Annotated in this window: 13 protein-coding genes and 1 pseudogene; 3 read left to right on the forward strand and 11 right to left on the reverse strand. The window is 70.1% G+C overall.

Annotation, left to right across the window (positions count from 1 at the left end; all coding sequences use genetic code 11):
* From BLR05_RS24735 to BLR05_RS24755, 5 genes are all read right to left on the reverse strand, one after another.
* A partial coding sequence (locus BLR05_RS24735) for a transposase (RefSeq protein ID WP_143016014.1) occupies nucleotides 1-252 on the reverse strand: 252 nt, incomplete at its 3' end.
* A 175-nt stretch (nucleotides 253-427) separates the two neighbouring features.
* Nucleotides 428-799 (reverse strand): penicillin-insensitive murein endopeptidase, encoded by a 372-nt coding sequence (locus BLR05_RS24740; RefSeq protein ID WP_092840300.1) that lies wholly within the window; start codon nucleotides 797-799, stop codon nucleotides 428-430.
* Nucleotides 800-960: 161 nt separating this feature from the next.
* A complete protein-coding gene (locus BLR05_RS24745; RefSeq protein WP_092840327.1) occupies nucleotides 961-1,389 on the reverse strand; it encodes a DUF6691 family protein in 429 nt (142 codons plus the stop codon).
* A 53-nt stretch (nucleotides 1,390-1,442) separates the two neighbouring features.
* On the reverse strand, nucleotides 1,443-1,886 hold the full coding sequence (locus BLR05_RS24750; RefSeq protein ID WP_092840303.1) for a YeeE/YedE family protein: 444 nt from the start codon (nucleotides 1,884-1,886) through the stop codon (nucleotides 1,443-1,445).
* A 5-nt stretch (nucleotides 1,887-1,891) separates the two neighbouring features.
* A complete protein-coding gene (locus BLR05_RS24755) occupies nucleotides 1,892-2,245 on the reverse strand; it encodes an ArsR/SmtB family transcription factor (RefSeq protein ID WP_192883822.1) in 354 nt (117 codons plus the stop codon).
* Between the two features lie 58 nt (nucleotides 2,246-2,303).
* Here BLR05_RS24755 and BLR05_RS24760 point away from each other — a divergent pair, with 58 nt between their 5' ends.
* Nucleotides 2,304-3,227 (forward strand): MBL fold metallo-hydrolase, encoded by a 924-nt coding sequence (locus BLR05_RS24760; RefSeq protein ID WP_092840306.1) that lies wholly within the window; start codon nucleotides 2,304-2,306, stop codon nucleotides 3,225-3,227.
* Between the two features lie 158 nt (nucleotides 3,228-3,385).
* Entirely contained in the window at nucleotides 3,386-3,724 is a 339-nt protein-coding gene (locus BLR05_RS26890; protein ID WP_208606068.1) for a serine/threonine protein kinase, read from the forward strand.
* A gap of 112 nt (nucleotides 3,725-3,836) precedes the next feature.
* On the opposite strand, the pseudogene BLR05_RS27695 reads toward BLR05_RS26890, so the two are convergent.
* The 5 genes and pseudogenes from BLR05_RS27695 to BLR05_RS24785 all read right to left on the reverse strand — a co-directional run.
* Nucleotides 3,837-4,181: pseudogene (locus BLR05_RS27695) on the reverse strand (GGDEF domain-containing protein); the annotation flags it as partial.
* Between the two features lie 132 nt (nucleotides 4,182-4,313).
* A complete protein-coding gene (locus tag BLR05_RS24770) occupies nucleotides 4,314-5,159 on the reverse strand; it encodes an SDR family NAD(P)-dependent oxidoreductase (protein ID WP_092840309.1) in 846 nt (281 codons plus the stop codon).
* Nucleotides 5,156-5,959 (reverse strand): citryl-CoA lyase, encoded by an 804-nt coding sequence (locus tag BLR05_RS24775; RefSeq protein ID WP_092840312.1) that lies wholly within the window; start codon nucleotides 5,957-5,959, stop codon nucleotides 5,156-5,158. The genes BLR05_RS24770 and BLR05_RS24775 overlap by 4 nt, the downstream gene beginning before the upstream one ends.
* Nucleotides 5,960-5,976: 17 nt before the next feature.
* On the reverse strand, nucleotides 5,977-7,485 hold the full coding sequence (locus BLR05_RS24780) for a class I adenylate-forming enzyme family protein (protein ID WP_092840315.1): 1,509 nt from the start codon (nucleotides 7,483-7,485) through the stop codon (nucleotides 5,977-5,979).
* Between the two features lie 59 nt (nucleotides 7,486-7,544).
* Nucleotides 7,545-8,606 (reverse strand): tripartite tricarboxylate transporter substrate binding protein, encoded by a 1,062-nt coding sequence (locus BLR05_RS24785; RefSeq protein ID WP_092840318.1) that lies wholly within the window; start codon nucleotides 8,604-8,606, stop codon nucleotides 7,545-7,547.
* A gap of 98 nt (nucleotides 8,607-8,704) precedes the next feature.
* Here BLR05_RS24785 and BLR05_RS24790 point away from each other — a divergent pair, with 98 nt between their 5' ends.
* Nucleotides 8,705-9,529, forward strand: coding sequence for an IclR family transcriptional regulator (locus BLR05_RS24790; RefSeq protein WP_092840321.1), 825 nt, complete (start codon nucleotides 8,705-8,707; stop codon nucleotides 9,527-9,529).
* 53 nt (nucleotides 9,530-9,582) lie between these two features.
* On the opposite strand, the gene BLR05_RS24795 is transcribed toward BLR05_RS24790, so the two are convergent.
* On the reverse strand, nucleotides 9,583-11,244 hold the full coding sequence (locus BLR05_RS24795) for an L-lactate permease (RefSeq protein ID WP_092840324.1): 1,662 nt from the start codon (nucleotides 11,242-11,244) through the stop codon (nucleotides 9,583-9,585).
* Nucleotides 11,245-11,458 lie beyond the last annotated feature (214 nt).

Genomic DNA, 11,458 nt, shown 5'->3' on the forward strand with positions numbered 1-11,458 from the left:
CGAGACCATTGCCTCGAAGCAACCCGCATCCAGCCAGCGACGGCTCTGCTGGTAGACCGCCTCCCAAGGCGGCAAATCGTTGGGCAGCATCCGCCAGGGCGCTCCCGCGCGCACCAGCCAGCGCAGGGCATTGAAGACCTCTCGCAGATCGTGTCCACGCTGAGGTGCGTGCGGGTCCATCAGGGTCAGGTATGGCGCAGCGAAGCTCCATTCTTCGTCGCTGACGTCTGTCGGGTAGGGCTTGCGGGGCATTTGCAAACTCTACCTCCCGCATCGCACTCATGAAGCAAAGTTCATAACACGCTCTAGACCTCATAGGCGCCTGACAGCGGCTTGTATTGGAACTGCCATTCTTCGTCCGCAGCGAGGACTCCCTGGCAGAAAATCGCGATAAAAAGCAGAGGCAATAGCCTCCCGAAGGGTCGGATCATCCATGTACCTCGATATGCAGATGGTCGTCGTGCCCCGCGATAGGGTGGACCCGGGGGATGCGGCCGTCGTTGAAGAATACTGCCCGGACCATTCCGGTGGACTGGAAGCATGCCACGAGCCTGGCGGTGGCTTGCCGGTCACAGTCGGGGCTGCCGTGCTTTACCGGGAGCTGCCGGCCATCTTTCCTGAGAGGACGGATGTCGACCTGCAGCCCGTTGCGATGGCTGTGGTGCGGGCTGAACGTTGCACCGCCAGCCAGGCTGATGTTTCCGACGCCGAAGCGGCGGTGGTCCATCAACGCCCACTTGCGCCCCGCGGCCAGCAGGAAATTCAGAAGGTGGGGGTGGCAATACTGGCCGCCTCTCACCGCATCAACTCGGCCAACCCGGAACCTCCACGAACACGCACCCCAACAGGTACATCAAGCCGCGGCGGCCGGTACGCCGAGGCTGAATCAACGCAGTCGCGGTCCTGCCCGCGCCCGCCACCGCAGGGATTCAGGCGGCGATGCGGGGAGGACGGTACACGTCAGCGGCGGTGGCGCAGGCGCTCCAGCAGTTCGAACAGCGCCATGCCGGCCAGCATGGCCGCCACGAAGACCACCGCTCCGCGCAGGCCCATGCCCACCCCCACCAGGGCCGGGCCCGGGCAGAAGCCCGCAAGGCCCCATCCCGCACCGAACAGCAGCGCGCCACCAATCAGCCGCGCATCCAGCCCCCGCGCCGCGGGCCACTGCAGCGGGGCCCCGCCCACCAGCGCGCGGCCCCGCCGCCGCGCAATGGCGAACGCCACCAGGCCGACGGCGACGGCACCCGCCATCACGAGGGCCAGCGAGGGGTTCCACAGGCCCGCCACGTCCAGGAAGCCCAGCACGCGCGCCGGATCGGACATGCCCGAGGCGATCAGCCCCAGGCCGAAAACCAGGCCCACAGCCAGGGCCGCCAGGATATTCGCCATCATTCGCTCCTTGATCGGTGATTGCCGTTGTGCATTCCATTGCGCCGAGGGCATCAGGCGACCCACGCCGCCCCATGCCGCAGCACATACACCGTCGCCATGCCGGCGGCCATGAACACCAGGGTGGCCGCGAGCGAACGGCCCGACAGCCGCGAGAGCCCGCAGACCCCGTGGCCGCTGGTGCACCCCGCGCCGTAGCGCGTGCCCAACCCCACGAGCAGCCCTGCCACCACGAGAGTGCCGGTGCCCGCGTCGATGCGCGGTGCCGGCAGCGGGGCGAAGAGCGCATGGAGCCAGGGCGAGGCCACCAGGCCCGCCACGAAGGCCGCGCGCCAGGCCACGTCGCCGCGCACCGGACGCAGCAGCCCGCCCAGAACGCCGCTGATGCCGGCGATGCGGCCGGACACCAGCATGAAGGCGCCGGCCGCCAGGCCGATGAGCGCGCCGCCGGCCAGGGCCGCGCCGGGCGTGAAGGAAGACCAGTCGATGGCAGCCATGGGACTCACTCCTTGGGGCAGTAGAGGCGGTAGAGCACCGCGAGCACTTCGAGCAGCGCGGGATCGGCCACCCTGTAATGGATGTTCTTGCCCTCGCGCCGCGTGGCCACCACGCCCTGCCGGCGCAGCACGCCGAGTTGCTGCGACAGCGTGGGCTGGCGGATGTCCAGGCAGGCCTCCAGTCCGCTCACGCACATTTCCCCCTGGGAGAGCTGGCAGAGCAGCAGGAGCCGGTCTTCGTTGGCGAGCAGCTTGAGCCGGGCGACGGCCTGCACGGCGGCCTGCCGCAGCACCTGGGGATCGAGTGGAGGCTTCGCAGCGGAAGACGCGGGCAGCAGGGAATGGCTTTTGCGCGGCATTGACATCAATATATCAAAAAACATAATATTTAAAAACATATCGAAGGACGGAGCCGCCATGACATCCTTACCGCTGCCCACTTCCACCGGAGCCACCGCCACGGTGCAACCGTTCCACGACAGCGGGACCGGAACCGTGTCCTACGTGGTCTGGGACCATGCCACGCGCCAGGCCGCGGTGATCGACCCGGTGCTGGACTACGACCCCGATGCCGGCCGCACGCACGACGCTTCTGCCCGGCTGCTGCTGGACTACCTGCAGGCCGAGCGCCTGCGCGTGGAATGGATCCTGGAAACGCATGCCCATGCGGACCACCTCTCCGCCGCCCGCCACATCCAGGCGGCCACGGGCGGCAAGGTGGCCATCGGGGCGGCCATCCGCACGGTGCAGCGCACCTTCGGCCCGCTGTTCGGCATGGAGCCCACACAGGACGACGGTTTCGACCACCTGTTCGAAGACGGCGAGGCGTTCCGCATCGGCGCCACCGGGGCGCAGGCGATCGGTGTGCCGGGCCATACGCCGGCGGACATGGCCTACCGCATCGACGGGGCGGTGTTCGTGGGCGACACGCTGTTCCTGCCCGACGTGGGCACGGCCCGGGCGGACTTTCCCGGAGGTGATGCGGCGGCGCTCTACCGCTCCATCCAGCGGCTGCTGGCGCTGCCGGGGGATACGCGCATGTTCGTGTGCCACGACTATCCGCCCGAAGGCCGGGCCCCGCGTTGCGAAACCACGGTGGACGAACAGCGCCGCAGCAATATCCACGTCGGCGGACAGGCCGGCGAGCGCGCCTTCGTGGCGCTGCGCCAGGCGCGCGACGCCACGCTGGCCGTGCCGCGCCTGCTGCTGCCGTCGATCCAGGTGAACGTCCGCGGCGGGCGGCTGCCGGAGCCGGGTCCGGAAGGCATCGCATACCTGCGCATACCGCTGAACGTGTTCGGCCGCGCGGACGCCCTGCCTGCCACGGCTGCCGCCCCCTAGGCGCTCCGCCGCCTGCCCGGGAGTGCCGCGCCACGGCATGGCAGCTCTCCTACCCGCGTTCAGGCAGGGTGCCCACCGCCTGCACGCCCGACCTGGGCGAAGCTGCGGGTATCGCGGCCCGGCTTGCCAGCCGGGCCCCTTCCACCCAGGAGACCGCCATGCGCACACCCCACATCGACGACGAACCCGGCATCGACCCCAGCGACGACCCCACGGCGGAGCTGCCCGAGGGCGATGACCTCAACGACCACCTGAACGCGGAGCGCGATGTCTCCGACGGCATCGACGAAATCTCGGCCCAGCCCTTCGACGATCCGCGCGAGGGCGGACCGCTCAATTTCGACGATGGCACCACCATGGGCTATCCGCGCGGCAAGACCGGCCGCGAGGGCGGCACCTGGGAGGCCGAAGGCGGTGACAGCGGCGACCTGGAACCGCCCGCGGAAGTGCTGTCCGACCGCAACGGGCCCAGCGATCCGGACGCCCGCCGCGGCTGATCCGCTCAGGCAGCGTTGCCTGCGCAGGGATGCCCGTCGCCGGCCGGCTGGCTCTCTGCGCGGATGACGACGCGGCTGCGCCCAGCGTGCGTGCACCCTGCATTACGAGCAGGAACTCCTCCCCGCCGATCCGGGCGACCATGTCGTCGCGGTCGGCGGTTTCCGCGAGGCACGCCGCAAAGTCCCTGAGGACCAGGTCGCTGCCCGCATGCCCGAAGTGGTCGTTCACCGCCTTGAAGTGGTCGATATCGATGACCACGACGGCCATGGCCTGCGCCTTGTTGGGCCCGAGCTTCTGGTGCAGGAAGTCCATGGCGTAGCGGCGGTTGCCCAGGCCGGTCAACTCGTCGCTGAGGGCCGACTTCCATGGCCTTGTCGCGCTTGCGCATGAACTCCTCCCAGGGGAGGAAGTCGTCCTCGCCCACCCCCAGGGCGCAACGGAATGCCGCATTGGCATAGCGCAGGCAGTCGTCGCCGTCGAACAGGGCGTACCCCTGGTGCGAGGCTTCGGAGAGCGCCAGCCACTGCCGCATCAGGACATCGCCGGTGCCTGCGCAGGCCCCGGCGGCCCCCGGGGGGGTGCGGGACCTCAGGCGTATTTGCCTGTCAACCCGCCGTCCACCACCAGTTCCGTGCCGGTGACGTAGGCGGCAGCGTCGGAGGCGAGGAAGGCGCAGGCATGAGCCACTTCCCAGGCCGTGCCCATGCGGCCCATCGGCACCTGCCGCGCACGGGCGGCGCGGGCCTCGTCCAGGTTTCCATCAGAGAACATCTTCGCCACCGTGGTGGCGATGCGCGGCGTGTCGATCAGGCCGGGCACCACGGTGTTGGCACGGATGCCGTGGGGCGCGTACTGCTGCGCCACCATGCGCGTGAACTGGGCCACCGCGGCCTTGGTGACGCTGTAGGCCAGGTGCGGGTAGCCCACGTAGCGCATGCCGGCCACGGACGAGATCGCGATGACCGATCCGCGCCCGCGCGCCACCATGTCCGGCAGCACCTGCCGGCTGCACAGCAGCAGGCTGCGCACGTTCACGGCGTGGATGCGGTCCAGGTCGTCGGCGCTCGTGTCCATGGGGCCGCCGGTTTTGCCGATGCCCACGTTGTGGTGCAGCACGTCGATGGCGCCGAAACGCGCCCGGGCCTCGTCGAACAGGCGCTGCACGTCGGCCTCCCCGGCCACGTCCCCCACGAAGGTGGCCGCCGTTCCACCTTCGGCGTGGATGAGCGCGGCCGTTTCTTCGGCCGATGCGGCATCGCGGTCGGCCACGCAGACGGACGCCCCCAGCCGCGCATAGGTCACGCAGGCGGCACGGCCGATGCTCCAGCCGGGGCCAGCCGAGCCCCCGCCGGCGACGAAGACCACGCGGCCGGACAGGTCCAGCGGCAGCGCGGGCGGGCGGCTGGCGCCCGTGCCGGCGTCGCCCCCGCTCATGCCGGCTCTCCGCCGGTCGCAGGCCTGCCGCCCTCGCCGACATAGGGAATGGCGTGCTCCACGGTGTCCCAGATGAAGCGGCCCGACGGGCTCTGCTGCTCCTCCACGATGTGGGCCACGAGGCCCGCGGCGCGCGAGATCACGGCGAAGCCGCGCATCACGGCCGTGGGCACGCCGATCTCGCCCAGCAGCGCGGCCACCGCCCCCGTGGCATTGATGGTGACGGGCCGGCCGGCGACGTCGTCCACGGCTTTGGAGAGTGTTTCCAGCGCCCGGATGTGGCGGCCGGCCAGGTCGGGCTCGGCGCGGGCCAGTTCCAGCAGCTTGTAGGCGCGCGGATCGACGGGTTTGTGCAGGTGGTGGCCGAAGCCGGGCACGGCGCTTTTCTTCGCCCGGCACTCCCGCGCGATGGCCAGCGCCTCGGCATCGGGATCCGGGGCGGCCATGATGCGGTCCAGCAGGCGCGAGCAGTTCTCCATGGTGCCCACGAAGGAGCTGCCCACGGCCAGCAGGCCGGCGCTGACGGCGCCCTGCAGGTTTTCCGGCGCGCTCATGTAGATCAGCCGCGTGGCGATGGCGCTGGGCGTGAGGCCGTGCTCCATCAGGACGATGAGCACCACGTCGGTGATGCGCAGGTCCACCGGGCGCGGCGTGCGGCCCAGGATCTGCATCAGCATCACCTCGGTGAAGGTCTTGCGGCCCATCAGGTCCTCGACCAGGTCGGCGTCGCGGTAGTGCAGGCTGGTGAGGGTGTGCGTGCACAGGCGGGTGACGGGGGCGTCGTTGCGGACGGATGTCATGAGAGGGTCTCCGGAAGTCAGGGGGTGGCCAGGGCCTGTTCGCGCACGGCGTTCTTCAGCACCTTGCCGACGGGCGAGCGCGGCAGGCTGTCGAGGAAGCGGATGCGCTTGGGCGTCTGCACGGAGCCGAGGCGTTCGCGCACGAAGGCCTGCAATTCGGCTTCGGTCGCGGCCTGGCCCGCGCGCAGCTGCACGGCCGCCTGCACGGCCTCGCCCCACTTGTCGTCGGGGATGCCGAACACGGCGCACTCGTGCACCGCCGGGTGCTGCCCCAGGGCGTTTTCCACGTCCACCGGATAGACGTTGAAACCGCCGGTGATGACCATGTCCTTGAGCCGGTCCTTGAGGTAGAGGTAGCCCCGCTCGTCGAGCAGGCCGCGGTCGCCGGTGTGCAGCCAGCCGTCCACCAGGGTTTCGGCGGTCTTTTCGGGCAGGCGCCAGTAGCCGGTCATGAGCAGGTCGCCGCGCGCCACCACCTCGCCCACTTCTCCCGTGGGCAGCAGGCTGCCATCCGGCGCCATGATGGCCACGTCGCTGAACCAGGTGGTGCGGCCCACGGCGGCCCAGTTGCGCTCGTCCTCGAAGTCCTCCGGACGCATGACGGTGAGGATCTGCGGCGCTTCGGTCTGCCCGTAGGTGGTGCCCAGGACCGGACCGAAGAATGCGCGCACCTCGCGGATCTTCTCGGGCGGCATGGGGGCGCCGCCGTAGATCAGCCGGCGCAGGCGGGGAAAGTCCGCGCGGCTCGCACCCGGCAGCGCCATCAGCATGTACACCAGCGTGGGCGGCATGAAGCACACGGTGCCGCCGCGCTCGCGGAAGGCGGCGCGCACGGCCTCGGCCCCCGCGCCCTGCAGCACCACGTGGCAGCCGCCCTGCGCCAGAATGGGCAGGAGATAGGTGGAAGTGCCGTGCGTGATCGGTGCGGCGACGATGTAGCGCTCGTCTTCGCCAAAGCCCCAGGCGTGGATCTGGTTGGCGATGTTGGCCATCCACGCGCGGTAGGGCTGCATCACGCCCTTGGGCGCGCCGGTGGTGCCGCCCGTGAACTTGATGGCCTGCGTGGCGGTGTCCGGCAGGTCGAACACCGGGCGCGGCGCTCCGGCATGCCGCTGCACCAGCGAGGCCACGCCGGGCACGGCCTCGCCGTGCGGCCCGTGGGCATGGATGCGGGCGCCCGGCACGCCTTCCAGCAGCGGTGCGCAGTCGGCATCCAGCACCAGGATGCTGGGCGTGGTGGCGTCGGTGATGCGGCGGATCTCCGGCGCGGTGCTCTTGGGGTTCAGCGGCACCCACACCTTGCCGCAGGCCAGCACCGCCAGCAGCGCGGCGATGTGGTCGGCGCTGTTGTGCGCGCAGATGCCGACGCGGCTCTGCGGCGCCGGATCGCGCGCCACCAGCGCCGCCGCCAGAGCGGCCACGCGAGCGGCGAGCACGTCGTAGCGGATGGCGCCTTCCGGCGCTTCGATGGCGATGCGGTCGGGCCAGCGCGTGGCGGCGCGCCAGAAGAAATCGATCGGGAACATGGGCTCGGGAACTCCTGCAAAAAAGGGATCGGGTCAGCGGACCGGAAACGGGCCGCGGCTCACTCGGCCTTCGCGCCGGACGCCTTCACCACCTCGCGCCAGCGCTGGATCTCCGCGGTGGCGAAGCTGCGCATCTGTGCCGGCGTGCCGGGTTCCGGCGTGGCGGCGAGGTCCTGCAGGCGCTGGCGCACGTCGGGCATGCCCAGCACCTTGACCAGCTCGGCATTCACGCGCTCGATCACGGGCTTCGGCGTGCCCGCGGGCGCGGCCAGCCCGAACCACGACTGCACGTCGAAGCCCGGGAAGCCCGACTCGGCCACCGTGGGCACGTCGGGCAGCAGCGGCGAGCGCTGCGCGCTGGTAATGGCGATGGCCCGCAGCCGGCCCGCCTGCACATGCGGCAGGGCCGAGGGCGTGTTGTCGAACATCGACTGCACCTGGCCGCCCAGCAGATCGGTCATGGCCGGCGCGCTGCCCTTGTAGGGCACATGCAGCATGTTCAGCTTCGTCTGCATCTTGAACATCTCGCCCGACAGGTGGATGGACGAGCCGCTGCCCGACGAGGCGAAGGTGATGCCGTCCTTCGACTCCTTCGCGAAGCGGATGTAGTCGGCCACGCTCCTGATCGGCAACTGGTTGTTCACCACCAGGATGTTGGGGATCTTGGCGATCAGGCCGATGGGCTCGAAATCCTTCTGCGGGTCGTAGCCCAGCCGGCCGTACAGCGAGGCATTGATGGTGTTGGCGATGGTGAAGACGTAGAGCGTGTAGCCATCCGGCGGAGACTTCGCCACCACCTCGGCGCCCACGTTGCTGTTGGCTCCCGCCCGGTTGTCCACCATCATGGGTTGCCCCAGGCGCTCGCCCAGCTTCACGCCCACGATGCGCGCGATGACGTCGGTCGCGCCGCCCGCCGCATAGCCGACGACGAGCCGGATCGGCCGCGCCGGCCATGTTCCGGAAGAGGATGTCTCCGCCTGCGCGGCGGGCACATGCAGTCCCATGGCGGCCGCGCAGGCGACGGCGCACAGGGCGGCACCGAGGGCCGCGATGCGGCGGCGCGCGGGAAGGTGCGGAAGGGGGCGGGCGCAGGCGCCGGCGGGAAGGGGTGCAGCGGTCATGGTCTTGTCTCCTGGGTGGGCACGGGGCAATCGCGGTCCGCGTCGCGCGGCCTGGGGCACACTGCGCACGGACTTCATCGACACCTGGATTCTTCGCAATGCCCCCACGCACCACGAATCGAAACGTCCGACAACCGGACGATTCACTCCGCCAGGAACCGGATGCGGAAACAGACGACCCAGGCAGCCGCACGCTGCGGCGCGGCCTGCAGGTGCTCGATGCGGTGCTGGCCGGCGGCCCGGAAGGGGTGCGCGTGGTGGACCTGTGCCGCGGCGTGGCACTGGAGCGGGCCACGGTGTACCGGTTGCTGTCCACGCTGCTCGAGGCCGGCCATGTCGCGCGGCAGGGGCGCTTCCGCTACGTGCCCGGGCCGCGCATGGCGGCGCTCGCACCGGCCGGCGCGCTGCCCAACCGCGCGGTGCACCTGCAGCCGCTGCTCGCGCGCATCAGTGCCGCCTGTGGCGACGCGGCCTTCGCCATCGTGCGGGAAGGGCCGCTGTCGCACTGCATCGCGCGGCAGGTGGGCACGCACCCGGTACAGATCCTGGTGATCGAGGTGGGCACGCGCCAGCCGCTGGGCGTGGGGGCGGCGGGGCTGGCCCTTCTCGCCGCCCTGCCGGATGCGGAAGTGGAAACCATCATCGCGGCCAACGCCCCGCGCCTGGCCGCCTACGGCGGCATGACGCCGGAGCGCATGCGCCTGCTGGTGCGCGCCACACGCGAGCGCGGCTGGTCCGTCATCGGCAACCACGCCACCCGCGGCGTGCTGGCCGTGGGCATGGCGGTGCGGGACGCGCGCGGCCGGCCGGTGGCGGCCGTCAGCGTGGCCACCACGCTGGCGCGCATGCCGCGCGAGCGCCAGCAACTGGTCGCGCGCACGATCCGCGATGCATTGAAGGAGCTGCCTCCGGGATCCATGTGAACCTTTCCACGGAGCGGATGGCACGGCCCAGCGAAGCGGCTCCGGCCGCTCGCTCAGTGCACCACCATCCGCGTGAACGGCCACACATACGCCTGCATCGTCACGTACAGCCCCACCAGGCAGGCCAGCGCGATGGAGTGGAAGAACACGTAGCGCAGGATCTCGCCCTCGCGGTCGAACCAGCGCGTGGCGGTGGAGGCCACGACGATCGACTGCGCGTCGATCATCTTGCCCATCACCCCGCCCGAACTGTTGGCCGCGCCCATCAGGTTGGGCGACAGTCCCAGTTGCTCGGCCGCCACCTTCTGCATGCCCCCGAACAGCACGTTGGAGGCCGTGTCCGAACCCGTGAGCGCCACGCCCAGCCAGCCCATCAGCGTGCCGAAGAACGGGTACAGCACGCCCGTGTTGGCGAACGCCAGGCCCAGCGTGGTGTCCGTGCCCGAATAGCGGGTGAGCGTGCCCAGCGCCAGCATCAGCACGATGGTGAGCAGCGAGAACTTCACCAGCCAGATCGTCTTGAAGAAGGTGCGCACGATGGCCACCGGGTTGACCCTCATGAACAGCGCGCTGACGATGGCCGACAGCAGGATCGCCGTGCCGGTGGCCGACAGCAGGTTGAGCGTATAGACCGCGCCCTCCTTGGTGGGCACGGGCACCACGGGCGGGACCTTCTCGATCAGGTTGTGCAGCCCCGCCATGGGGAACGACGGCGCGAACAGGCCGTTGAGCCAGGCCTTGACGGGCGGCAGCCCCCAGATGAACACGAACACCGACAGGATGGCCCAGGGCATCCAGGCGGCCACCAGTTCGGCGCGGGTGTGGCGCGCCACGGGCTGCGGCGGCTTCGCCTCGGCCGCGCTCACGTCGTTGCCGCGCAGCGAGGGCGAGGTCCATACCGACTTCGGCTTCCAGACGCGCAGGAAGGCGATCAGGCAGACCATGGAGACGATGGCCGCGATGATGTCCACCAGCTCCGGACCGATGAAGTTGGACACGAGGAACTGCGGCACCGCGAACGACACGCCCGTGACCAGGATGGCGGGCCAGATCTCCACCATGCCCTTGCGCCCGGCGAAGGCCCATATCAGCCAGAACGGCACCAGCAGCGAGAAGAACGGCAGCTGCCGGCCCACCATGGCCGTCACCGCCATCACGTCGTAGCCGTGCACCTTGGCCAGCGTGAGGATGGGCGTGCCCAGCGCGCCGAAGGCCACCGGCGCCGTGTTGGCGATGAGCGAGAGCCCCGAGGCCGCGAGCGGCGAGAAGCCCAGCCCGATGAGGATGGCGGCCGTCACCGCGACCGGTGTCCCGAAGCCCGCCGCCCCTTCGAAGAACGCACCGAAGCAGAACGCGATCAGCAGCAGCTGGATGCGCCGGTCCTCCGTGATGCCCGAGAGCGAGTCCTGCAGCACCTTGAAGCTGCCGTTCTGCTCCGTGAGCTGGTGCAGGAAGATGATGTTGAGCACGATCCAGCCGATCGGCAGCAGGCCCGTGAAGCCCCCCAGCAGCGCGGCCCGGCCAGCCATGTCCGCCGGCATGCCGTAGGCGAAGACGGCCACGAGCAGGGCCGCGATGAGCCCCATGCCCGCGGCGATGTGCGCCTTGATGTGGAAGAAGCCGAGGGCCGCGAGCATGACCACCACCGGAACCGCCGCGAGGGCGGTGGAGAGGACCATGCTGCCGAACGGGTCGTAGATTTGCTGCCAGGCCATGCGCTTGTCTCCGTTGGATGAACGATGTTTGTTTCTCTCGGGCGCCGCGGAAAACATGATCACCGCAATAGCCGGATTCGCAAAGCGCGACAGCAGCGCGGCTACCATGGCCGCATCCGGACTCACTTCCAGTTGGCCGCCAGGGTCGTCTCCAGCTGGCTCTGGTAGTTCGCCAGCAGTTGCGTCTGCCCCGCCGCAGGCGGTGAGAACGACG

Origin of the sequence: Paracidovorax cattleyae (assembly GCF_900104515.1) — a bacterium.
In the GTDB taxonomy this organism is placed as follows: domain Bacteria; phylum Pseudomonadota; class Gammaproteobacteria; order Burkholderiales; family Burkholderiaceae_C; genus Paracidovorax; species Paracidovorax cattleyae.

Bases quoted from the DNA above. Each gene is read 5' to 3' on its own strand.
- BLR05_RS24745 (WP_092840327.1), bottom strand. From the start codon at position 1,389: ATGGCGAATATCCTGGCGGCCCTGGCTGTGGGCCTGGTTTTCGGCCTG.
- BLR05_RS24750 (WP_092840303.1), bottom strand. From the start codon at position 1,886: ATGGCTGCCATCGACTGGTCTTCCTTCACGCCCGGCGCGGCCCTGGCC.
- BLR05_RS24755 (WP_192883822.1), bottom strand. From the start codon at position 2,245: ATGCCGCGCAAAAGCCATTCCCTGCTGCCCGCGTCTTCCGCTGCGAAG.
- BLR05_RS24760 (WP_092840306.1), top strand. From the start codon at position 2,304: ATGACATCCTTACCGCTGCCCACTTCCACCGGAGCCACCGCCACGGTG.
- BLR05_RS26890 (WP_208606068.1), top strand. From the start codon at position 3,386: ATGCGCACACCCCACATCGACGACGAACCCGGCATCGACCCCAGCGAC.
- BLR05_RS24770 (WP_092840309.1), bottom strand. From the start codon at position 5,159: ATGAGCGGGGGCGACGCCGGCACGGGCGCCAGCCGCCCGCCCGCGCTG.
- BLR05_RS24775 (WP_092840312.1), bottom strand. From the start codon at position 5,959: ATGACATCCGTCCGCAACGACGCCCCCGTCACCCGCCTGTGCACGCAC.
- BLR05_RS24780 (WP_092840315.1), bottom strand. From the start codon at position 7,485: ATGTTCCCGATCGATTTCTTCTGGCGCGCCGCCACGCGCTGGCCCGAC.
- BLR05_RS24785 (WP_092840318.1), bottom strand. From the start codon at position 8,606: ATGACCGCTGCACCCCTTCCCGCCGGCGCCTGCGCCCGCCCCCTTCCG.
- BLR05_RS24790 (WP_092840321.1), top strand. From the start codon at position 8,705: ATGCCCCCACGCACCACGAATCGAAACGTCCGACAACCGGACGATTCA.
- BLR05_RS24795 (WP_092840324.1), bottom strand. From the start codon at position 11,244: ATGGCCTGGCAGCAAATCTACGACCCGTTCGGCAGCATGGTCCTCTCC.